This is a genomic window from Coriobacteriia bacterium (assembly GCA_030652115.1).
Classification (GTDB): domain Bacteria; phylum Actinomycetota; class Coriobacteriia; order Anaerosomatales; family Anaerosomataceae; genus UBA6100.
Window position 1 is genome coordinate 36,425 of the sequence record JAUSBK010000007.1, and the last position, 22,360, is coordinate 58,784.

Consider the following 22,360-nt stretch of genomic DNA (forward strand, 5'->3'; position numbering starts at 1 on the left):
CTAGCGGGCCCTCGATCCGGCGATGACGTTGTTCACCAGGTTGCGGAACGTGCGGTACTCGAGTCTCGAGTGGTCGTCGGTGTTCACGGGAATCGACGGGTCGTCGAGCGCGGCTTCGAGCTCGTCCGTTCGGCTGTACGGCGTCAGACTATCCGGAGTGAGCGTTGCGTTGTCGGCCGCGAACGCGGGCATCAATCCACCTACGCGAGTGGCTGTCTCCTCCATCGAGGGACCGCGCGCGTCCAGGTGGCCGATCAGCAGCAATTCAGACTCGGAATCCTCGGGGAAGTTGATGGCCCAGACGTCCACGCGCGGGTAGACCCGGCGCATGGTCTTGTACATCATCGCCACATCGGCCGGTTCGAGCAGGTAGTTCGGCAGCCACTGCGCGTAGACGCCTCCCGGATTGAGACGGGAGCGCGCCGCCAGCATGAACTCTTCGGTGAACAGCGCCGCCACGCCGGAACTCCAGGGCCAGCTTGGCTCCGAGGTGATGGCGTCGTAGGAGTCGGTGCTGGTCAGCAGGTGCGCGCGTGCATCGTCGACGATGACACGCCAGCTTCCGTCCTCCGGAATCTCGCCGATGAAGTACGTTGCCGCCGGCAGAACCTCCGGGTTGATCTCGACGGTCGTCACGTGGTCGAAGCCGAGCCGGTCGTACGTCTGAGAGGTGTAGCCCGTGCCGAGCCCGACCACAAGCGCCGAGCCCGTGCTCTCGAGACTCGCGGTCGGACCGAGAGCCAGCAGCGTGGTGGTGGTCCGGTCGTAATCGTCGCTGTTGCCCTCGTCCAGCGCGCCGTTTGCGAGCGTGCGCACGCCCCACGGGTTCTGGTAGACCGTGACCCGCGAGTAGACGCCCTCCTCCTCGTACAGGACGGTGCTCGCATCGGCAAGGCGCCTGTACTGTTCCGAAGACTCGTAGAAGTACACCTGGCCGATGCCCAGAGGCGCGCCTGTCGGTGAGGGGACGAGGAGTACCGCGAGCAACACCGCGGGTACCAGCGCGAACTCGGCGGACCGCGAGAGTGGCCGTGCACCGGTATGCGCCGACATCGCGCCGAAGATCAGGGCTGCGACCGAGCTCAGGGCGGCGGCGGTCACAAGCGCGCCCTTCAGTCCCACCAGTGGGATGATGAGAAAGCTGGTCATGAGCGAACCGGCGATGGCCCCCGCGGTGTTGGTGGAGTAGAGGCGACCTGCCCAATTGCCGAGGGCCTGGCGACGAGCGAGCGCCTCGATGGCGAGCGGGTAGGTGGCGCCCATGGCGATGGTCGGTGGCAGCATCACGATGAAGGCGACCGCGAACTGCAGCGCGAGGAAAGCGGCCCCTGACATGCTCGTCATCTTCACCAGGTCGAAGTACGTTCCGGGAAGAACTCGCAGTGCGACGAGCGTGACCAGCGAGCACACCGCCACGGCAAGCTCGGCATGGGCGGCCGAGCGCAGCGGATGCTCTGCGGTGCGCGCGATGCGCGAGCCCAGCAGCGCCCCGAGTCCGAGTCCGGTCATGAACGCGGCCAGCAGAATGCCCGACGCGTACGCGGTTGCACCGAACATCGAGCTGAGCTCTCGCATCCAGGCTATCTCGTAGGTGAGCGCGGCGGTTCCTGACAGGCCGTACGCTACCATCGCGACGGCGATCGTCCGGGGCGTGTGAGCGACTGCCGTTGCCTCCTGCGATCCGGTCATCACAGGTCCATCAGGTACTGGTCGACGGGTGCGAAGTCGTCCGTGATGATGGGGAGTCCGGTCTCCTCCCCGGGGGCCTCGACGCGTCGCGCCGCCAGATCCGGTGAGATCTCGGCCAACCGCTCCAGCAGGTCGACCGAGGTGCTCTTGCTGGCGATCACCGCCATGTTCTGGATCTCATCGGGCCGCGCCGAATCGTAGACCGCGAATACCTCCACCTGCGGGAAGACCGCCTCAAGGGTCCTTACCTCGGCCCAGAGGAACCGACTTCCGGGACCTGTGGGAGACGCCACGATGTTCATGGCCAGTACACCGCGGTCGTCGAGAAGTCGATAGCAGTGGCGCATCGACTCGATGGTCGTCAGCTGGTAGGGGATGGAGCTCGCCGACTTGAATGCGTCGATGAGGATGGCGTCGTACGTGTCGTCTGAGCGGTTCAGGTACGTCCGGCCGTCCTCCACGATCACTTCGAGCCGGGAATCGGCGGTCAGCGAGAACGTGGAGCGCGCGACCTCGACGAGGTCGGGGTCGATCTCGACCACGTCGGCAGTGGAATCGGGGCGCACCTGCAGCTGGTGCCGCGGATACGAGAAGGCCCCGCCGCCGATCAGAAGCGTGCGCCGGACGGTCGGTACGCTGGCGAGAGCCAGGTCGTAGTAGCCGTAGTAGTCCAGCAGGTACGGTTCCCCGGTATCCACGTAGGTCGCCGATTCGATCGAGTAGTCGTCGCGTGCAAGCGTCACGATCGCTCTGTCGGTGTCGGCCTCACGGGTCATGCCGATGAAGTACCGGTCGTACTGCGTGTCGAAGGAGCCGTCGTAACCATGGGAGGCAAGCATCGCGAGAAGGACCAGCGCGGCCCCGCCTGCGAGTGCCGCGATGCGCCGGGAGGCAAGTGGCGCGGCCACGAGGAGCGAGAGCGCCAGCACGCCGGCGGCGAGCCAGCTGATGAGTTCGTGGCTGCCCACCGTGGCGATCAGCCAGAAACCGGCGGCGAAGGTGCCGACGATGCTGCCGAACGTCGAGAGCGCGTACAGAGACCCGACCGTCGCGCCGGAGTCGGCAAGCGCGTGGAGGCGCAGTCTGGTGCAGTACGGCGAGACAGCACCGAGGAGCATGGACGGAACCGCGAACAGGATCGTGGCGGACAGAACCGCTGCCACACGGAGGTTCGGGCCCTCGGCAAGTGCGGATAGGAGCGCACGCTCGGCGAGTGCCACGACCGAGATCGAGGCTGACGCGCCAAGGAGGATCCAGAACAGGATGGTGGTTGAGAGGCGACGATCTGCGAGGCGCCCGCCCACGTAGCCGCCGAGAGCCATGAAGGCGAGCATCACCCCGATGAGGCTCGTCCAGACGAAGAGGGAATTGCCGAAGAACGGAGCGAGCAGGCGGGAGCCCACCAGTTCGAGGACCATGACGATCGCTCCGGATGCGAAGACCACGATAGGCACGACGACACCAGGCGCGGTGGTGGACCGGGTGGTATCGGAAGCGTGTGTCATCGTCTTGTGCGCCTTCCTTTGACTCCCACTGCTTTGCGAGATGACGCGCGCACGCGCGCGCGAGCGGCCGGGCCGCGATACGCTTGCTTTAGCAGTATCCGTACCATTCCTCGGTTCTCAACAGCACCCCTCGGTGGCAGAACTCGCGTGGTCGCGCACCTGGCGGCCTGAGAAGCGGTACGGTGGACGTGGCAACGTCAGGAGGGTACCGCGGATGCGTTTCGGCAAGATGATCAGAGCACTGGTGTTCGCCGTGCTGGCGAGTGCGCTCGTCTACGCCGTGATGGTGGCCCTGAGCGACGGACCGGCGGTTCTGGACGCGTTCGCGAGGATCCCGGCGGCTCTTGTCGTGCTGCTTGTGGGGATGAGCACCGCTGCGTACGTCGCACGCGGTCTGCGGTGGGGGTGGCTCATGCGACGCCTCGGCTATCCGGTGAGCACTCGAGACGCGCTCTACCTCCACTTCGCCGGGCAGACCATGAGCGTCTCCCCGGCGCGTGTCGGCGAGGTGCTCAAGCCGTGGCTTGCGCGTGAGGTGACAGGAATGCCGATGAGCGTCGGCATTGCGCTTGTCTTCTGCGAGCGCGTGGCGGATCTCATAGCAGTGTGCATCCTTGCGCTCGGCGCCCTCTCCTTGGTGGGCGGCGACATCTGGGTGCTGGTGGCCTCCCTGATTGCTGTCATGGCTGGAACCGCGCTGGCTTCCTCCGAGTGGTTCCACCGCGTCGTCTTGCGTGTGCTCTCCCGCCAGGCATGGGCGCGTCACCATCAGGAGGCCCTTGCCTCCATGTCCGAGACCGTCAGGACCTCGCTCGCATGGCGAACGCTGCTCCTGGCTGTGCCCGTCTCGGTCTTCGCGTGGGGTCTTGAGGGTGTCGGCCTCTGGCTGCTCGTACGAGAGGCCGCTCCCGGGGCGCTGGGTCCGTGGGCGACGGTGTCCGTCTACGCCGTGGCGACGCTGGTGGGCGCGTTCTCGTTCCTGCCGGCAGGGATCGGGCTCACAGAGGCGTCGCTTGCAGGCGTTCTCGTGGCGTCAGGACTCCACCCCTCGGCGGCGGCGGCCTCGACGCTCGTGATACGGGTGACGACACTCTGGTGGTCGGTCGCGTGCGGATGGCTCGCCCTGGGTACCCGACCGGCGCTGTCGAGGCGGCTGTTCGGGAGGGCCGCTCCCGAGGAGGAGTAGCGCCCGCCCCACTCGCACTGCGGTACACTACGCAGATACCGTTCGCGCGTGGGAGGAGTCGTCATGGCGTTGCCTGAGATGGAGTACATCTGGATGGATGGGTCGCTCGTGCCCTGGGCGGACGCCAAGGTACACGTTCTCACGCACGCGCTTCACTACGGCTCCGGCGTATTCGAGGGCGAGCGGTGCTACGAGACCGCCGACGGCCCCGCCATCTTCCGCAGCCGCGACCACGCCGAACGCCTGCTGCGCAGCGCGAAGATGCTGTACATGGATCCCGGTGTGTCTGCCGAGGAGATCATGGAGATCAAGCGCGAGGTCATCCGCGCCAACAAGCTCAAGAGCTGCTACATCCGGCCGCTCGTCTTCCGCGGCTACGGCGTGATGGGTCTCGATCCGATCCCGGCACCCGTGCAGATGATCATCGCCGTGTGGCCATGGGAGGCCTATCTCGGCGAAGAGGGCCTGAAGCAGGGCGTGGACGTGGGCGTCTCCAGCTGGCGGCAGCGCGGCATCAACGCCACGCCGCCCGCCATCAAAGCGTGTGGCCAGTACCTCAACAGCAGCTTCGCGCGCATCGAGGCCAACCGCCACGGCTACAACGAGGCCATCTTGCTCAACGAAGAGGGCCGTGTCTGCGAGGGCACCGGCGAGAACCTCTTCATCGTGCGTGACAGCGTGATCTCCACGCCGCCGGTCTCGGACGGCATCCTCGAGGGCATCACCCGCGATTCGCTCATGATCATCGCCGACAACCTCGGCTACCCCGTGATCGAGGAGTCGCTCGTACGCACCGACCTGTACACCGCCGACGAGTTCTTCATGACCGGCTCGGCTGCCGAGGTCGTGCCCGTGCGCAGCGTGGACGGGTATTCGCTCGGCGAGCCCGGCCCGGTGACCCGGGAGCTTCAGGAGATGTACGGCCGCATCGTGCGCGGCGAGGAGCCCGACTACGAGGAGTGGCTCGACCGGGTGTAGGACCGCCGCGTCCTGCGCGCCCCGTCTTCAAGGCCTGCAGGCACGGTGCTTGCAGCGTTTGAATGGCGTGCGCGCAACGACGCGGGAGCGGGGCAGGCTTGAGCAGGCAGCGGCTCGTGAAGATACTCACTTGGGCATCGGGCGTGCTCGCCGTCGTCCTCGTGCTGCTGCTTGCGTTCGCAGGCTACCTCTGGAATCTCTCCACCACGCTTCCCGACCTGCGCGCCGATCCCGATGCGTTCGAGGTGGCGCAGACGTCGATCGTGTACGCAGCCGACGGCGAAGTGCTCGCCGAGTGGTACGACACCGAGGACCGCACGGTGGTCGAGAACGACGTGATCCCCGAGCAGGTCAAGGACGCGGTCGTGGCTATCGAGGACAAGCGTTTCTACGAGCACAGCGGCGTGGACTTCCAGGCGATCGCCCGTGCGCTTTCGGTGAACACCGAGGCCGGCGAGGTTCGCCAGGGCGGCTCGACGATCACGCAGCAGACCGTGAAGCTGCTGTTCACGGACGGCGAGCGCACGCTCACACGCAAGATCGAGGAGGCGCTCCTCGCGCTGCAGCTCGAGACGCGGGCCGACAAAGACGAGGTGCTCGGCGTCTACCTCAACACGGTCTACTTCGGCCGAGGCGCGTACGGCGTGGAGAGCGCGGCACACCGCTTCTTTGGCTCGACGACCGCCGATCTCACGCTCGCGCAGTCGGCGCTGCTCGCCGGTTGCATCCAGAGTCCCACGCGCTTCGATCCGTTCGTGAACCCCGCCGAGGCGCTGGACCGGCGCAATCTCGTGCTCCGGGAGATGCGCGATCAGGGCTACCTCACCACCGAGGAGGCTGCCGAGGCGACCGCCGAGCCGCTCGGCCTCAAGGAAGACACTGCAGTCGCCGCCGCGCAGTTCGCGCCGTACTTCGTGGAGTACGTGCGTCGCGAGCTGCTCGAGGAGCTTGGCTCCGAGCGCCTCTACGGCGGCGGTCTGCGCATCTACACGACGCTCGATCCGGCCGCGCAGCGCTCCGCCGAGGCGGCCGCGGCAAGCGTGCTCCCGAATCCGGGCGATCCGGAGGTGGCCGTTGCTGCGGTGCGGTATCGCGATGGCGCGGTGGTGGCGATCGTGGGCGGGCGCAACTTCGCCACCGAGCAGTTCGACCTCGCTACGCAGGGCAAGCGGCAGACAGGCTCGGCGTTCAAGCCCTTCGTGCTCGCCGCCGCGCTCGAGCAGGGCTATACGCTCGACAGCATGTGGGACGCGAGCCCGTTCGAGACCCCGGTCAAAGACGAGATCTGGCACGTGGAGAACTACGAGAACTCGATCACGGGCGGCATGTACACGCTGGAGACCGCCACGGTGTGGTCGATCAACACCGTGTATGCACGACTCATCACCGCGGTGGGTGCCGACAAGGTCGTGGACGTGGCGCATCGCATGGGGATCACCTCGGAGATCGATCCCGACCCGGCAATCGCGCTCGGCGGGCTTTCGCGCGGCGTGTCGCCGCTCGAGATGGCCTCGGCGTTCGGCACCATCGCTAATGGCGGCGTTGCCATCGCGCCCTCGGGCGTCGACCGCGTGACCGACGACGAGGGCACGCTCGTCTATGCGCCCAACCGGGAGGGCACGCAGGCGATCTCGGCCGAGGTGGCCACTACGCTCGCCTACGTGCTCAACCGCGTCTACACGAACGGGACCGGTCAGGCCGCGAACTTCGGCGCGTGGGGTGCGGTGAAGACCGGCACCGCGCAGTCGTGGCGTGACGCGTGGATCGTGGGGTATTCGGGCGATCTGAGCACCGCCGTGTGGGTGGGGTACCCGCAGGCCCAGGTGGCGATGGAGAACGTGCATGGCATACGTGTGACCGGTGGCAGCTTCCCGGCGGCCGTGTGGAAGGCGTTCATGCAGGTGGCGTCGGTCAGCACGACGCCGGCCACCGCCACCTCCACCGACGCGCAGGTGGGCGCGGGTGACCAGGTGTACACGGTGTGCTCCGAGTCGTACAAGATCGCGCGGCCGGAGTGTCCCGAGACGATGGAGCTCGTCTTCCCGGCCGGCTCTCTCACGGAGCACTGCGACGTCGAGCACTGAGGCGCGTGCGCGCGCCGCGCTGCACTCGGCTAGAATGAACGCTTACCAGGCGCCCCAGCACTTCGGAAGGACCGTTTCTCATGGTCACCCTCTATGACACCACGCTCCGCGACGGCACCCAGCGAGAAGGGATGTCGCTCTCCGTCGACGATAAGCTGCGCATCGCAGCGCGTCTCGACGACCTCGGCGTGCACTACATCGAGGGCGGGTTCCCGGGCTCGAACCCCAAAGACATCGAGTTCTTCGAGCGCGCCAAGTCGCTCAAGCTCAACACCGCCACCATCACCGCCTTCGGCACCACCTGCCGCAAGGGCGTGCCCGCTGCCGACGACGAGGGGCTGCGCACGCTGCTGGAGACCGGCTGCGAGGCGCTCTGCATCTTCGGCAAGTCGTGGGACCTGCACGTGACCGAGGCGCTCAACGCCACGCTCGACGAGAATCTGCGGATGGTGCGCGAGAGCGTGGCGCATCTCAAGGCTGCCGGGCGGACCGTGTTCTTCGACGCGGAGCACTTCTTTGACGGGTATGCTGCGAATGCCGCCTACGCGCTCGAGGTATGCCGCGAGGCCGCCGCTGCGGGCGCCGATGCCGTGGTGCTGTGCGACACCAACGGCGGCACGTTGCCGCATGCGGTCGCGCGGGTCATAGCCGAGGTCTCCGCGGTGCTTCCGGGAGTCTCGCTCGGCATCCACGCTCACAACGACGGTGCGTGTGCGGTCGCGAACTCGCTCGTGGCGGTGGAAGCCGGCTGCACGCACGTGCAGGCTACCGCCAACGGCTACGGTGAGCGCGCCGGGAACGCCGACCTCATCTCGATCATCGCGGGTCTGGTGCTCAAGATGGACGACGACTGCATCTCGGCCGACCAACTGCGCCTGCTGACCGAGGTGTCGCACTTCATCTCCGAGACCGCGAACGTGGCGCCGAACCCGCATCAGCCGTACGTGGGCGCGAGCGCGTTCGCGCACAAGGGCGGCGTGCACGCGAGCGCAGCCGCGCGGCTGCCCGAGGCGTACGAGCACATCGACCCGGCGCGCGTGGGCAACCTCGCGCGCGTGGTGGTGAGCGAGCTCGCAGGTAGGGCGTCGCTCACGATGAAGGCCGCCGAACTCGGCATCGACCTTGCCGGCGACCAGGCCACCGTGGCGCGCGTGCTGGACGGCATCAAGGACCTTGAGCACAAGGGCTACTCGTTCGAGACGGCCGACGCCTCGCTCGAAGTCATGCTCAAGAAGGAGCTCGGCACGTACGAGCCGTTCTTCACGCTCGAGAGCTTCCGCTGCCTGATGGAGAAGCGCGAGGACGGGCGTGTGATGACCGAGGCCACGGTGAAGATCCATGTGGGCGGCCAGCGCATGATCGCCACCGCCGAAGGCAACGGTCCCGTGAACGCGCTCGACGGCGCACTGCGTCTCGCGATCGGCCGGCGGTATCCGGCGCTCGACGACATCGAGCTCACGGACTTCAAGGTGCGCGTGCTCGACGAGAAGAAGGGCACCGGCGCGGTCACGCGCGTGCTCATCGAGTCGGGCGACGGCGAGAAGAGCTGGGGCACGGTGGGCGTCTCGGAGAACATCATCGAGGCGTCGTGGGAGGCGCTCGTCGACTCGATCGACTTCGGCCTTTCGCACCCGAAAACGCCGCACTAGCGTATATTCCGGCTCCAAGTTCGTATACACTGCTGCTTCGGCGCTCGAGCGCCTGCACACTCGATGCAAGAAGGTGTTCCGTTCGTGATTCGCTCCAATCGAAACCTCGCGCTGGTCGTGGCCGCGCGATTCATCTCCCGCCTCGGAGGCACGGCTGTCTGGTTCATCGGGACCATGGGCACGGCCGCCTACATCTTCGAGAGCACTCCCAAGCAACTCGCGATCATGTCGGCGATCAACGGGGCGGCTGCGATCGCCGGCTCGCTCGGCGCAGGCGTGCTCATCGACCGGTTCGGGCCACGCAAGGTCATGATCTGGGCCGAGATCCTGTGCATCGCTCCGGTGCTCTGGATGATGGTTGCGCCGACGTTCCCGCTGTTCATCGTGGGCTCGGCGCTCTTCTCGCTCTTCGGCATCCCCACGTGGACGGCAGGCGCATCCTTCGCGCCGTACATCACCGAGGGCAGGGAAGAGCTCGAGCGGGCGAACGCGTACATCGAGGGCGGCAGCTCCATCGGTTTCGTCATGGGTCCGGCCGTGGGCGCGCTCATCTCGAACGCGTTCGGCATGCGCTCGGTCTTCTGGGTCATGGCCGTGGCCTCGGCGGTCGCTGCCGTGGTGGCGTACTTCACGCGCATCGACGAGACTCCGCGCGAGCATGTCTCGGGTAACGCCTGGGCCGACTTCACCGACGGTCTCAAGATGGCGTACACGACGCGCTCGCTGCGCTACTACATCCTGCTCGGCTCGGCCGTGTGGTTCGGCTTCGGCGGCTTCCAGGCGCTCGAGTCGCTGTTCTACCGCGACGTGGTGGGCGTGGGTGTCGAGTGGCTGGGATGGATGAACACCGTCTTCGGCGTGGGCCTCGCGGCGGGTGCCGCTATGCTGCCGCGCCTCCCGAGGAAGCTGGTGACCGCGCGGGGTCTGGCGATCATGACAGCGCTTGCCGGCCTGGGCTCGATACTCTACGTGGGCTCGACCGACCTCATGTTCATCGCCGTGGGCGCTCTCATCTGGGGATTCATCATCGGCGCCGAGGAACCGCTCCTGCGGACGCTCATGCATCTCGACTCGCCGCACGAGTACGTGGGCCGCATCATCGGCACGGCGCAGTGGCACAGAAGCGCGGGCGAGCTGCTGCCGCTCGCGTTCGTCCCTGCGCTTGCGGCGACCATCGGCATCCAGCAGACGCTCATCGGAGGTGGCATCCTCGTGGCGATCGCTGCGCTCGGCAGCATGGGTACAGCAACCGCGCTCGATCGCACGCGTCGGGCGAACGGCGTCGTGCCGGTGGAGCCTGCGCCTGAATCTGCCTGAGACTCGTCGATTCGGCGTGCAGGATTCCCGCTGCCGCAGTGGAAATCCGATGCAGGGCACCACTATCGGCGAGAGGAGACACCGTGCGCGTCGTTCGCATCTTCCACGATGAAGACGTGCGCTACGGCCTTGCCGATGAAAGCATGGTCACGCTGATCTCCGACGAGCCGTTCGCTGCGTGGGAGACCGAGGGGATCGTGGCGCTGCCGCACGCGCAGCTGCTCGCCCCGGCGGTGCCCACCAAGGTCGTCTGCGCCGGCATCAACTACCGCACCCATGCCGCCGAGATGGGGCACGCGATTCCTGACGAGCCGGTCATCTTCCTCAAGCCGCCCACCTCGGTGATCGGCCACGGTGCCGAGGTGCATATCCCGGCCGGCTTCGACTGCGTGGACTACGAGGGCGAGCTCGCGGTGATACTCGGTAGGCGCACGAGGTGCGTTTCGCCGGCGGAGGCCGCGACGCACGTCCTCGGCTTCGCCTGTGCGAACGACATCACCAATCGCGTGCTCCAGAAGCGCGATGGCCAGTGGACGCGCGCGAAGGGCTTCGACACGTTCTGCCCGCTCGGACCGTGGGTCGAGACGGACGCCGATCCGCTCGACTTGCTGCTCGAGACGTACGTGAACGGCGAGCAGCGGCAGCACGCGCGCACCTCGGACATGATCTTCGACCCGTTCGAGCTCGTGAGCTTCGTGAGCCACGTGATGACCCTGCTGCCCGGCGATGTGGTGCTCACCGGAACCCCCGGTGGCATCGGGCCGGTCTACGCGGGCGACACCGTCGAGGTGCGCATCGAGGGCATCGGGAGCCTCATCAACCACATCGTGTAGCCGGTGCGCAGACAAAGCGCTGCGCGTGGCCGTGCGATTCCCGAAGGCGTTGTTGCGGCGTACCGTCGATCGGCGTACCATACCATTCGGTATGAATGGGAGGTATGACCATGGCGGTCGAGAAGATCACAATCTCGTTGCCGGCAAGCCTCGTGAGTGAGATCGACCGTCTGTCTGCCGAAGAGGGCGTCTCGCGCAGCCATGTCGTGCGTGAGGCGGCGGCGCTGTACGTGAGCGATCGGGAGGCTGCGCGCGAGGTCGTGCGCAAGCGGTCCGCCGCACGCGAGGTGCTAGCCATGCTCGACGAGCTGCGCGGTCGCGTGCCCGCCGATGGGCGCCCGGTACTGGACATCCTCCGTGAGGCGCGTGGCCCCCTCGACGACGAGGCCGTGCGGTGAACGAGGAGACGCTCGTCTTGGATGCGTCGGTGGGGGTCAAGTGGTTCAAAGATGAGGCCGGCTCCGCCGCGGCGCGCGGTCTCATCTCACAGCTCGGTGAGGGCTCGACGCGCCTGGTGGTGCCCGCCGTGTTCCCCTTCGAGGTGCTGGACGTCGCACGCCGGCTCTTCGGCATCGCCGAGGCGCGTGCGCTGTGGGAGGGCCTTTCAGCAGCAGGAGTGCTGGTGGCCAGCTCCGACGAAGCGCTCCTGGCCGATACGCTTGAGGTCGCAAGCAGCCTCGGCTGCACACTCTACGACGCCGCGGCACCGGCGCTCGCGGCACGGCTGGGGTGCCCGCTCGTCTCGGCCGACAAGCGCGCGCACGCTCGCGTTGCGGGTGTTCGCCTCATCGGCTGAGGCACCGCCGACCGCCCATCGGAAAGGGCCACCTCTCGGCCCATCCGCACCCCATCATGTCGGGCCCCGGTGCTAGTATGGGTACACCATCTTGCGTCCCGGCTCATGCGAAGGGGGAGTCCTCGACCGATGTCTTCCGACCGTCTACGAACCCCCGACGTGGATGCGCTGCTCGCGGCATTCGGGGCGCTTGAGACCGACGACGAGCGCTACGCGTTCTTGCAGGATGTAGCGACGATCCGGGAGATCAAGGACCTCGCCCAGCGTCTCGAGGTGGCGCGGATGCTCGACGCGGGCGAACACTACACGCACATCCAGCAGGTCACCGGCGCGTCGTCCACGACCATCAGCCGCGTGAACCGCAGCCTCAACTACGGCGCCGAGGGCTACCGCATCGTGCTCGACCACCTCGGCCCGCTCGAGCCCGCCAAAGGTGGCGACGCGTAACATCATGTCCGGTTTCGTCCACCTGCACACGCATTCGGAGTACTCGCTGCTCGACGGGCACGCGCGCATCTCGCGGCTCGTGAAGCGTGCCGCCGAGGTGGGTCAGGACACGCTCGCGCTCACCGACCACGGCGCCATGTACGGTGCGGTTGAGTTCTACCGGTCGGCGAAGAAGGCGGGGATCAAGCCGATCATCGGTTGCGAGGCGTACTTCACGCCCGAGTCGCGGCTCAAGCGCGAGGGCAAGCAGGCGCTCTACCACCTTCTGCTGCTCGCGAAGAACGAGACGGGCTACCGCAATCTGATGGCGATCGTGAGCGAGGCCTCCACGCACGGCTTCTACTACAAACCCCGGGTGGACCTCGAGCTCTTGGAGCAGTACCACGAGGGCCTCGTCTGCACCTCGGCGTGTATGAGCGGCATCGTGAGCAAATCGATCGAGCAGGGCGACCTTGCCGCCGCGCACCGCTGGGCCGAGACGTACGAGCGCATCTTCGGCGAGGACTTCTACCTCGAGATCCAGGAGCAGGGGATCGTCGCCGACAACGGGGTGACCCAGAGGCAGCTCTCGGCCGAGATCGCGCGCATGGGCGCCGAGATGGGCATCGGGCTGGTGGGCACCAACGACATCCACTACGTGATGGCCGAAGACGCGAAGGCGCAGGACCTGCTGCTGTGCGTGGGCACCGGCTCGACGATCGACGACCTGAGCCGGATGCGCTTCAGCTCCGACCAGTTCTACCTCAAGAGCGCCGATGAGATGACCTCCGCGCTGTCCGAGTATCCGGAGGCGCTCGCGAACACGGCGGCCATCGCCCGTGACTGCGATATCGAGCTCGAGTTCGACCGGATCATCCTGCCGAGGTTCGAGCCGGAGGACGGTTCTGAGGAGCCCGACTTCCTTCGCGCCGAGTGCATGCGCGGGCTCGAGCGTCGCTACGGCGCTCCGATTCCACCCGGGGCGCTCGAGCGGGTGGAGACCGAGCTTGAGGTCATCACCGGCAAGGGGCTTTCGGCGTACTTCCTGATCGTCGCCGACTTCGTGAAGTGGGCGAAGGACAACGGCATCGGCGTGGGGCCGGGCCGTGGTTCGGCGGCAGGCTCGATCATCAGCTACGCACTCGGCATCACGAACCTCGACCCGCTCGAGCACGGGCTTCTGTTCGAGCGCTTCTTGAACCCGGAGCGCATGGAGATGCCGGACATCGACATCGACTTCGACGACGAGCGTCGGCTCGAGGTCATCGAGTACGTGCGGCAGAAGTACGGCGCCGACCGAGTGGCGCAGGTGGTCACGTACTCCACGATGAAGTCGCGCGCCGCGATCCGCGACGCCGGGCGGGTGCTCGGCTACCCGTATTCGATCCCCGACAAGGTCGCCAAGCTCGTGCCCGAGCGCATCGACCGCAAGCCCGATGACGGCAAGGACATCTCGGACCTTACAATCGCGCTTCGCGACAACGCCGAGCTGCGCGACGCCTACCAGGGTGACGCAGACACGAAGCGCATCATCGACGCGGCGCTCTCGCTCGAAAACGTGGTGCGTGGTGAGGGCATCCATGCGGCGGCCGTTGTGATCTGCCGCGACCCGCTGCACTACTACACCCCGGTGAAGCTCGACACCAAAGGCGGCTCGGTCATCACGCAGTACGAGGGATCCGTGATCGCCGACCTCGGGCTGCTCAAGATGGACTTCCTCGGCCTGCGCACACTCACCGTGCTCGCCAAGGCCGTGCGGGCGATCGAGGACCACCACGGTGTGGTGATCGATCTGGACGCCATCCCGATGGACGACAAGAAGACGTGGGCGCTGTTGCAGCGCGCCGACTCCGACGGCGTGTTCCAGGTGGAATCCGCCGGCATGAAGCGCGTTCTGCGCGACCTCAAGCCCACGTGCTTTGCCGACCTGGTGGCCGTGGTCGCGCTCTTCCGCCCCGGTCCGATGGACTCGATCCCCGACTTCATCGCGCGCAAGCACGGCAAGACGCGCATCGCTTACTACGACGACCGCATCAAGCACATCCTCGAGGAGACGTACGGCCTGATCGTGTACCAGGAGCAGGCCATGCGCATCGCGATGGAGATGGGCGGGTTCACGGCCGCCAAGGCGGACAAGCTCCGCAAAGGCATGGGCAAGAAGAAGATGGAGATCGTCGACGCACTCGAGCCTGAGTTCATGGCCGGCGCGAGCGAGCGCGGCTACGACCTCAAGGTGGCCGAGCGCGTGTGGTCCGACATGCGCAAGTTCGGCGAGTATGCGTTCAACAAGAGCCACGCCGCAGCGTACGGGCTCGTCTCGTACCAGACGGCGTACCTCAAGGCGCACTACCTGCTCGAGTACATGGCCGCCGTGCTCACCAGTTACACGGGCAAGAGCGAGACCATCGTCAAGTACATCGCGGCCTGCAATCAGGCCGGCATGAAGGTCCTGCCGCCCGATGTGAACTCCTCGGGCAAAGACTTCACCGCCGTGGAGGGTGCGATCCGCTTCGGCCTTGCGGGTATCCGCAACGTGGGTGAGGGCGTCGTCGAGACGATCGTCGCCGAGCGCAAGGCGAGCGGCCACTTCACATCGCTCCAGGACTTCTGCAATCGCGTGGATATGCGGCAGGCGAACAAGAAGACGCTCGAGGCGCTCATCAAGGCAGGCGCATTCGACTCCACCGGCTACACCCGCAAGCATCTGATCTCGATGATGGACTCGGCCGTGGACTCGGCCGTAAAGAAGCAGAAAGACGCGGACTCCGGCCAGACGTCGATGTTCGACTTCTTCGCCGCCGAGGAACACGGGCTCGCCGATGAGGTCCCGCCGCCGGACGGGGACGAATGGGACAAGGGCATCAAGCTCAAGTTCGAGAAGGAGATGCTCGGCATCTACGTCTCGGACCATCCGCTGCGCGAGATCGCCGCGGTCATCGCCGCGGCGCGCACCATGTCGTTTGGCGCCACCGACGAGTTCCGCGACGGCATGAGCGGTTGGTTCGCCGGCATCATCTCGGCGTTCGACCGGGTGGCAACCAAGGCCGGCAAGCTCATGGCGACGTTCACACTCGAGGACCTCGAGGGCTCGCTGGACGGCGTGCTGTTCCCGCAGGTCTACGAGAAGTACCGCGACATCGTGGGGCTCGACATGGTGGTGCGGATGCGTGCGAAGGTCGAACGTTCGGACCGCGGACTCAAGCTCATCGTGCACGAGATCGAGCCGCTGTCGGAGAGCGGGCAGTTCGAGCGTCCGCCCGGCACGCTGATGGTGCGCGCAGACCTCGACTTCCTCGGCAACGGCGGCGGCGTGCAGTTCAAGGAGATCCTCGGGCGGTACCCGGGTCGCGACTCGGTGCAGGTAGAGATGCGCACGCCGAATGGTACGAAGCAGCTTAAGTTGGGGGATGAGTACAGGGTGAATGCGGCAGCGGCGGGGCTGCACGCGGAGCTCAAGGAGCTGCTTGGCGCCGACTCCGTGTGGGACGCCTAGTTGACGCGTTCCCGGCGGCCTGCCATACTGCGGTTCTGCATCACTCTACCGTGCTAAAGTACCCGGAGGTGACCTACTGTGCAGCCCGTGACCCCGCGCGGCTTCCGCGACGTGTTGTTCGCAGAAGCGCGCGAGCGTGAGGTGGTGACCGCCGCGATCGCAGCGGCGTTCTCGTCGTGGGGCTACGAGCCGGTGGAGACGCCGGTAGCCGAGGAGTTCGGCACCCTCGAGGCAGGAGCGGGCGGCGGACTCGACCAGACCGCGTTCCGCTTCTTCGACCTCGACGGCTCGCTTCTGGCCCTTCGCCCCGAGATGACGGTGCCGATCGCACGCGTGGTGGCATCGCGTCTGGCCGAGGTCCCCGGACCGCACCGCATCCGCTACGCCGCACCCGTGTTCCGGGAGCACGCGTCGCTGCGCGGCCAGGCACGCGAATTCACGCAGATCGGGATCGAGCTCGTGGGCGCGCACGGTCCTTCGGCCGACACCGAAGTCGTGCTGCTACTCATCGCGGCGCTCGAAGCAGCCGGCCTCTCCGAGTTCACCGTGGGCATCGGTACCGCCGAGGTGCTTCGCGCGCTCCTGGAGCGCGCTGGCGGGACCGAGGAGTGGAAGGCTGCGGGCATCGCAGCCGCGCAGAACCGCAACCTGGTGGAGCTCGACCGGCTCGCCGCGCGCGATGACCTCGATCCGGCGGTGGCGCGCGCTCTCCGTGAGGTGCCGCGCATCCGCGGAGGGGCCGAGGCGCTCGTGAAGGCATCGGCGCTCGCGGACGCGTGCGGGTGCGGAGACGCGCTCGCCGACCTTAGCGAGACGTGGCAGACCCTCGACTCCCTCGGGCAGACCGCGCGCGTGCAGCTCGACTTCGGCATCATGCGCTCGTTCGGGTACTACACCGGACTTCAGGTGGAGGCATACGCGCCGGGTCTCGGCCTGCCGCTCGCGGGCGGCGGCCGCTACGACGGTGTGCTGTCCACGTTCGGCCACGCCGCTCCCGCGGCGGGCTTTGCGCTCGGCCTCGAGCGGCTCATGATCGCGCTTGCCGAGCAAGACGCGAGCCCGCGCCTTGAGCCGCTGGATGCCGTGCTTGGCGGAGCGGAAGCGGTCGCGGTCTTCACGCAGGCCGCGCGGCTTCGTGATGCCGGATGGCGCGTGCGCGTTGCCCCGGGCGTGACGGGCGTCGCGCTCGTGCGCGAGGCCGATGCCCGCGTCGCAGCCGAAGCGCTCCTCGCCGAAGGTGGCATGCTCTACCGTGCCGACCGGGCAGGCGAGCCGGCCTCCATACTCGGCGACGTGCTGCCCGAGCCGCCCCGGCGCTCGTGGGCGGCCCGCGGAGGTGAGGTAGGGTGATGGCGCGACGCGGTGGCGAGGATCGGCGGTTGCGGATGGCGCTCCCCAAAGGCGCGCTTTACGCCGAGTCGGTGGCTCTTCTCGAGGCGGCCGGGCTCGACGTGACCGGCCTTGCGGATCCTGGCCGGCAGCTCACGCTTTCGGCCGGCGACATCGAGTACATCATCGGCAAGCCCACCGACATCCCCGTCTACGTGGCCTACGGCGGCGTGGACGTGGCGATCTCGGGCAAAGACGTGCTGCTCGAGTCCGCTCTCGACGTGGTGGAGATGGTGGACCTCGGCTTCGGCGCGTGCCGTTTCGTGGTGGCCGAGCCGGAGGGTGCGTCGCGCAGCGTGGCCGAGATCTACCGGCACCTCGGCGTCATCCGCGTGGCCACGAAGTATCCGCGCATCACCGAGGCGCACTACGCTTCACGGGGGCTGCAGGTAGAACTGGTGAAGCTTTCGGGAAACATCGAACTGGCGCCGCTGATCGGATTGGCCGACCAGGTCGTGGACATCACGGCCACCGGCCGCACGCTTGCCGAGAATCGGCTGCGCATCGTCGATGAGGTGCTCTCGTCGACCGCGCGCTTCATCGCCAACCCGGTGAGCCTGAAGACGGACAGCGAGCGCGTGACCGGCATCGCCGAGGCGCTTGCAGCGGCAGCAGCCGCGCACGGAGGAGGAACAGCATGATGCGACGGATCGAGCTCACCCGCGGCCGGCGGCTTGCCCCTGCCGACGTGCCCCGCACGGGCGGCATCGATGCCGAGGTGCTCGGCGTAGCGCAGCGCATCATCGACGACGTGAAGGCGCGCGGCGACGAGGCGCTCCTCGACTACACGGCGCAGTTCGACCGCGCCACGCTCACCGACCTGCGCGTCTCCGAGGCCGAGATCGAGCTCGCGGTAGCCGAGGTGGGCGAGGAGTTCCTCGCGGCGATCGCTGAGGCCGCGTTCTCGATCGAGGAGTTCCACCAGCGGCAGGTAACGCAGTCGTGGTTCACCGCCGACGAGCGTGGCGTCTTTCTCGGCCAGAAAGTGACCGCGCTGTCGCGCGTGGGCATCTACGTGCCCGGCGGGCGTGCCTGCTACCCGTCATCCGTGCTCATGAATGCGATCCCCGCCATCGTGGCGGGTGTGGGCGAGATCGCGATGGTCGTGCCGCCGGATGCCGACGGTCGCGTGAACCCGTACACGCTCGCGGCCGCCGCCGAGGTCGGACTCACGGAGATCTACAAGGTCGGCGGCGCGCAGGCGGTCGCAGGACTCGCGTACGGCACGGCCACGATCCCGCGGGTGGACAAGATCACCGGCCCCGGCAACGCGTACGTGACCGCCGCGAAGAAGCTCGTGATGGGCGACGTGGGCATCGATATGCTCGCCGGCCCCTCGGAGGTGCTGATCCTTGCCGACGAGACCGCCGAGCCGGCGTTCGTGGCGATCGACCTTATGGCCCAGGCCGAGCACGACCCGCGCGCGGCCACCTATCTGGTGACGACCGACGCGACGCTCGCCGACGACGTTGAGGCTGCGCTCGCCGAGCTGCTGACGATGTCGCCGCGCGCCGATGTGATCGAGCGCTCGCTCACCGACAACGGCGTGGTCGTCATCTGTCCGGACGTGGATGTGGCGCTCGACGCCGCGAACATGATCGCCCCGGAGCACCTCGAGGTCATGATGGCCGACCCGCTCGAGCTGCTCGGCGCCATCCAGAACGCAGGCGCCATCTTCCTCGGCCCGTGGACGCCGGAAAGCGTAGGCGACTACGTGGCCGGCCCGAACCACGTGCTTCCCACGGGCGGCACGGCGCGCTTCTCCGGGCCGCTTTCGGTGGATGACTTCGTGAAGAAGTCGTCGGTGCTGTGCTACTCGCTCGAGGCCCTCGAGGCCGACGGCGCCACGGTGATCACGATCGCCGAGGCCGAGGGGCTCGACGCGCACGCCCGCGCGGTCGCGCTCAGGCTCGCAGCCGCGTTCGGCATGGACGGTGATGTGTCGTGAAGCGCCTGAGGCCTGCGCGGCCCGAACTCGAGGACATCTCGGCATACGATGCGAAGGACGTGCGCGCCGAGGTGCGCCTCTCGGCGAACGAGAATCCGCACAACCTGCCGCACGAGCTTCTCGACAAGCTGGCGGACCGCGTGCGCAACGACATCGAGTTCAACCGGTATCCGGACCCGCTCTGCGGTCACCTGCGCTCGCTGATCGCCGAGGCGAACGGGCTCGAGCCCACTAACGTGCTCGTGGGCAACGGTGGCGACGAGCTCATCTTGGACCTCGTGCTCGCCTGGGGCGGCCCCGGACGCACGCTCGTGGACCTGCCGCCGACGTTCTCGATGTACGGCATCGACGCTCGCATGACCGGGACCGCCGTGATCGAGGTCCCGCGTCTCGCGGACTTCTCGGTGGACGCCGAGGCGCTCATGAAGGTGGTCGCCGAGCGCGACCCGGATATCGTCGTGATCTCGAACCCGAACAACCCGACCGGCACGATGGTGCCCGAGACGGTGGTCATCGACCTGCTCAACGCCACCGACGCGCTCGTGCTCGTAGACGAGGCGTATTTCGAGTTCAGCCGGCAGACGGCGCGCCCGCACATGGAGCGCCACCCCAACCTCGTGATCCTGCGCACCTTCAGCAAGGCGTTCTCGCTTGCGGGCCTGCGCGCGGGGTACCTGCTCGCGCACGAGGACGTGGTCCGTGAACTCACCAAGGTGCGGCAGCCGTACTCGGTCAACCGCTTCACGCAGGTGGCCGCGGCCCTCACCTTTCGCGAGCGCGTGGTCTTCGAGACGGGCATCCGCGAGACGCTGCGCTTCCGCGACCGGCTCGTCCACGGGCTCGGCGCGATGAACAACGTGGAGGTCTTCCCGTCCGAAGCCAACTACGTGCTCTTCCGCGTGCAGCACGCCTCGGCGGTCTGGCGCGACCTGTTGCACGATCACTCGGTGCTCGTGCGCGACTTCTCGCGCACGCCGGGCCTCGAGGACTGCCTGCGCGTGACGGTCGGCTCAGAAGCCGAGGTGGAGCGGTTCCTCGCGGCTATGGAGGACATCATGGCGAGCAAGCGTGCAGCCTCGCACTTCGGCATGAGTGCGTCGCCCACGGGGCGTATCGGGAAGGTGGGGAAGTGAGATGACGCGGCGGGCAACTATCGAGCGCGCGACGTCGGAGACCGAGATCGAGCTCACGCTCGCGCTCGACGGCGAGGGCACCACGAGCATCGCCACCGGCGTGCCGTTCTTCGACCACATGCTCGAAGCATTCGGGCGTCACGGCCGGTTCGACCTTGAGGTCGAGGCCGAGGGCGATCTGGCGGTGGACGCGCACCACACCGTGGAGGACGTGGGCATCTGTCTGGGTGCTGCCTTCGCCGCCGCGCTCGGCGACAAGGCCGGGATACGACGCTTCGGCTCGGTGTTCATACCGATGGACGAGGCGCTCGTGCTCGCTGCGGTCGACATCTCCGGCCGCGGTCAGCTCCACTACGACGTAGAGACTCCGATCGAGTTCATCGGCACGTTCGATACCACGCTGGTCAAGGAGTTCATGATCGCGTTTGCCGCCAACGCAGGCATCACCATTCACGTGGTCGCCTTCGCGGGCAGCAACGCGCACCACATCATCGAGGCGGCGTTCAAGGCGCTCGCCCGGGCGCTGGCCGAGGCGGTCTCGCTCGACCCGCGCGTGAGCGGCGTGCCGTCCACCAAAGGGTCGCTGTGACGATCGCGATCGTCGACTACGGCATGGGCAACCTGCGCAGCGTGCAGAAGGGTTTCGAGCACGCGGGGGTGGCCGATGCGGTGATCACGGGCGATGCGACGATCGTGGCCGCTGCCGACGGCATCGTGCTGCCCGGCGTGGGCGCGTTTCGGGATGCTGCCGCGCACCTGCGCGCGAGCGGGCTCAGGGACGTCATCTTAGAGCGCATCGCCGGGGGCGTGGGGTTCCTTGGCATCTGCCTCGGCATGCAGCTGCTGGCCGATGTCGGCCTCGAGGACGGCGAGTGGGAGGGCCTCGGCGTGGTGGGCGGGACGTGCGAGCGGCTGCCGGGCGGCGTGAAGGTACCGCACATCGGCTGGAACACGGTCGCGTATCCGCGCGAGAGCGAGCTGTTCGCGGGCATCCCCGAGCAGACCGCATTTTACTTCGTGCACTCGTACTACCTGAAGCCGGCGAGCGCGGACCGCATCATCGGGATGGCGACCTATGGTGTTGATTTCGCTGCTGCTGTGGAACAGAACAACGTATATGCAGTGCAGTTCCACCCGGAGAAGTCCTCTTCGGCCGGTCTGGGGCTGCTTCATAACTTCGGCAACATTGTGGCGAGGAGGCTCCGATGATCGTCTTTCCGGCAATCGACATCCTCGACGGCAAGGTCGTTCGCCTGAGGCAGGGCCGCCTCGACGCGGTCACCGTCTACAACGACGATCCGGTCGACCAGGCCGAACGGTTCAGGGATGCGGGGGCTGACTGGGTCCATGTCGTCGACCTCGACGGTGCGGTTCTGGGCGATCCCAAGAACATCAGCATCGTGAGCAAGATCGCCTCGCTCGGCATCTCCGTGCAGACGGGCGGCGGGATCCGCACGATGGACACGATCGACCGCATGTTCGCGGCCGGCGTGAAGCGCGTGGTCCTCGGCACCTCGGTCGTGAAGGACCCCGATCTCGTACGGGAGGCGTGCCGGATCTATCCCGATATCGTGGCGGCGGTCGATGCGCGCGACGGCAAGGTGGCGGTCGAGGGTTGGGCCGAGGGTACCGACCGCAATGCTGCCGAGGTCGTGTTCGAGCTGCAGTCGTACGGCGTGAGGCGGGTAGCCTACACCGACATCGCCCGCGATGGGATGCAGGTGGGCCTCAACTTCGGCGCGTACCGTGCGCTCACCACCCACGTCTCGATACCGATCATCGCCTCTGGTGGCGTGAGCTCGCTCACCGACCTCCGCGAGCTCGCGATGCTCGGTCCGCAGATCGAGGGAGTCATCATCGGCAGGGCGCTCTACGAGGGCGCCTTCACGCTCATGGAAGCGCTCCAGGCCGCGCGCGCCGAGGGGATCTGAAGC

At 67.3% G+C, this 22,360-nt stretch carries 19 protein-coding genes; 17 read left to right on the top strand and 2 right to left on the bottom strand.

The window, feature by feature from the left end:
* Window positions 1–1,689: a fused MFS/spermidine synthase gene (locus Q7W51_04205; GenBank protein ID MDO8847571.1), complete on the bottom strand. Its 1,689-nt coding sequence runs from the start codon at window positions 1,687–1,689 to the stop codon at window positions 1–3.
* A complete protein-coding gene (locus tag Q7W51_04210; protein MDO8847572.1) occupies window positions 1,689–3,194 on the bottom strand; it encodes a fused MFS/spermidine synthase in 1,506 nt (501 codons plus the stop codon). The genes Q7W51_04205 and Q7W51_04210 overlap by 1 nt, the downstream gene beginning before the upstream one ends.
* Before the next feature lie 214 nt (window positions 3,195–3,408).
* On the opposite strand from Q7W51_04210, the gene Q7W51_04215 reads away from it, so the two are divergent.
* The 17 genes from Q7W51_04215 to hisA all read left to right on the top strand — a co-directional run bounded on the left by Q7W51_04215 (window position 3,409) and on the right by hisA (window position 22,357).
* Entirely contained in the window at window positions 3,409–4,380 is a 972-nt protein-coding gene (locus Q7W51_04215; GenBank protein MDO8847573.1) for a lysylphosphatidylglycerol synthase transmembrane domain-containing protein, read from the top strand.
* A 63-nt stretch (window positions 4,381–4,443) separates the two neighbouring features.
* Window positions 4,444–5,358, top strand: coding sequence for a branched-chain amino acid transaminase (locus tag Q7W51_04220; protein ID MDO8847574.1), 915 nt, complete (start codon window positions 4,444–4,446; stop codon window positions 5,356–5,358).
* Between the two features lie 98 nt (window positions 5,359–5,456).
* On the top strand, window positions 5,457–7,442 hold the full coding sequence (locus tag Q7W51_04225) for a PBP1A family penicillin-binding protein (GenBank protein ID MDO8847575.1): 1,986 nt from the start codon (window positions 5,457–5,459) through the stop codon (window positions 7,440–7,442).
* Between the two features lie 80 nt (window positions 7,443–7,522).
* Window positions 7,523–9,091 carry a citramalate synthase gene (gene cimA / locus Q7W51_04230; GenBank protein ID MDO8847576.1) on the top strand — a complete coding sequence of 523 codons (1,569 nt, stop codon included), beginning with the start codon at window positions 7,523–7,525 and terminating at the stop codon, window positions 9,089–9,091.
* Between the two features lie 84 nt (window positions 9,092–9,175).
* The gene (locus tag Q7W51_04235) at window positions 9,176–10,408 is read left to right on the top strand and encodes an MFS transporter (protein MDO8847577.1); all 1,233 of its coding nucleotides are present in this window, start codon (window positions 9,176–9,178) and stop codon (window positions 10,406–10,408) included.
* A gap of 83 nt (window positions 10,409–10,491) precedes the next feature.
* Window positions 10,492–11,241, top strand: a complete 750-nt coding sequence (locus Q7W51_04240) for a fumarylacetoacetate hydrolase family protein (GenBank protein ID MDO8847578.1) — start codon at window positions 10,492–10,494, stop codon at window positions 11,239–11,241.
* A 110-nt stretch (window positions 11,242–11,351) separates the two neighbouring features.
* Window positions 11,352–11,639, top strand: a complete 288-nt coding sequence (locus Q7W51_04245) for a ribbon-helix-helix protein, CopG family (GenBank protein MDO8847579.1) — start codon at window positions 11,352–11,354, stop codon at window positions 11,637–11,639.
* Window positions 11,636–12,037, top strand: coding sequence for a type II toxin-antitoxin system VapC family toxin (locus Q7W51_04250; protein ID MDO8847580.1), 402 nt, complete (start codon window positions 11,636–11,638; stop codon window positions 12,035–12,037). The genes Q7W51_04245 and Q7W51_04250 overlap by 4 nt, the downstream gene beginning before the upstream one ends.
* A gap of 129 nt (window positions 12,038–12,166) precedes the next feature.
* Entirely contained in the window at window positions 12,167–12,484 is a 318-nt protein-coding gene (locus tag Q7W51_04255; protein MDO8847581.1) for a YerC/YecD family TrpR-related protein, read from the top strand.
* A 4-nt stretch (window positions 12,485–12,488) separates the two neighbouring features.
* The gene (gene dnaE, locus Q7W51_04260; GenBank protein MDO8847582.1) at window positions 12,489–15,956 is read left to right on the top strand and encodes a DNA polymerase III subunit alpha; all 3,468 of its coding nucleotides are present in this window, start codon (window positions 12,489–12,491) and stop codon (window positions 15,954–15,956) included.
* A 78-nt stretch (window positions 15,957–16,034) separates the two neighbouring features.
* On the top strand, window positions 16,035–17,306 hold the full coding sequence (hisZ, locus tag Q7W51_04265; protein ID MDO8847583.1) for an ATP phosphoribosyltransferase regulatory subunit: 1,272 nt from the start codon (window positions 16,035–16,037) through the stop codon (window positions 17,304–17,306).
* Window positions 17,306–17,986, top strand: a complete 681-nt coding sequence (hisG, locus tag Q7W51_04270) for an ATP phosphoribosyltransferase (protein MDO8847584.1) — start codon at window positions 17,306–17,308, stop codon at window positions 17,984–17,986. The genes hisZ and hisG overlap by 1 nt, the downstream gene beginning before the upstream one ends.
* A complete protein-coding gene (hisD, locus tag Q7W51_04275) occupies window positions 17,983–19,293 on the top strand; it encodes a histidinol dehydrogenase (protein ID MDO8847585.1) in 1,311 nt (436 codons plus the stop codon). The genes hisG and hisD overlap by 4 nt, the downstream gene beginning before the upstream one ends.
* A complete protein-coding gene (gene hisC, locus Q7W51_04280) occupies window positions 19,290–20,426 on the top strand; it encodes a histidinol-phosphate transaminase (protein ID MDO8847586.1) in 1,137 nt (378 codons plus the stop codon). Before hisD ends, hisC begins: the two co-directional genes overlap by 4 nt.
* Before the next feature lies 1 nt (window position 20,427).
* A complete protein-coding gene (gene hisB, locus Q7W51_04285; protein ID MDO8847587.1) occupies window positions 20,428–21,015 on the top strand; it encodes an imidazoleglycerol-phosphate dehydratase HisB in 588 nt (195 codons plus the stop codon).
* Window positions 21,012–21,635, top strand: a complete 624-nt coding sequence (gene hisH / locus Q7W51_04290; protein MDO8847588.1) for an imidazole glycerol phosphate synthase subunit HisH — start codon at window positions 21,012–21,014, stop codon at window positions 21,633–21,635. Before hisB ends, hisH begins: the two co-directional genes overlap by 4 nt.
* Window positions 21,632–22,357, top strand: coding sequence for a 1-(5-phosphoribosyl)-5-[(5-phosphoribosylamino)methylideneamino]imidazole-4-carboxamide isomerase (gene hisA, locus Q7W51_04295; protein ID MDO8847589.1), 726 nt, complete (start codon window positions 21,632–21,634; stop codon window positions 22,355–22,357). Before hisH ends, hisA begins: the two co-directional genes overlap by 4 nt.
* Window positions 22,358–22,360: the final 3 nt, after the last annotated feature.

Excerpts from the sequence above, each read along its gene's own strand:
- cimA (MDO8847576.1), top strand. The coding sequence starts at position 7,523 with ATGGTCACCCTCTATGACACCACGCTCCGCGACGGCACCCAGCGAGAA.
- Q7W51_04255 (MDO8847581.1), top strand. The coding sequence starts at position 12,167 with ATGTCTTCCGACCGTCTACGAACCCCCGACGTGGATGCGCTGCTCGCG.
- Q7W51_04210 (MDO8847572.1), bottom strand. The coding sequence starts at position 3,194 with ATGACACACGCTTCCGATACCACCCGGTCCACCACCGCGCCTGGTGTC.
- hisD (MDO8847585.1), top strand. The coding sequence starts at position 17,983 with ATGATGCGACGGATCGAGCTCACCCGCGGCCGGCGGCTTGCCCCTGCC.
- hisG (MDO8847584.1), top strand. The coding sequence starts at position 17,306 with ATGGCGCGACGCGGTGGCGAGGATCGGCGGTTGCGGATGGCGCTCCCC.
- Q7W51_04245 (MDO8847579.1), top strand. The coding sequence starts at position 11,352 with ATGGCGGTCGAGAAGATCACAATCTCGTTGCCGGCAAGCCTCGTGAGT.
- hisB (MDO8847587.1), top strand. The coding sequence starts at position 20,428 with ATGACGCGGCGGGCAACTATCGAGCGCGCGACGTCGGAGACCGAGATC.
- Q7W51_04220 (MDO8847574.1), top strand. The coding sequence starts at position 4,444 with ATGGCGTTGCCTGAGATGGAGTACATCTGGATGGATGGGTCGCTCGTG.
- dnaE (MDO8847582.1), top strand. The coding sequence starts at position 12,489 with ATGTCCGGTTTCGTCCACCTGCACACGCATTCGGAGTACTCGCTGCTC.
- hisA (MDO8847589.1), top strand. The coding sequence starts at position 21,632 with ATGATCGTCTTTCCGGCAATCGACATCCTCGACGGCAAGGTCGTTCGC.
- Q7W51_04205 (MDO8847571.1), bottom strand. The coding sequence starts at position 1,689 with ATGACCGGATCGCAGGAGGCAACGGCAGTCGCTCACACGCCCCGGACG.
- Q7W51_04215 (MDO8847573.1), top strand. The coding sequence starts at position 3,409 with ATGCGTTTCGGCAAGATGATCAGAGCACTGGTGTTCGCCGTGCTGGCG.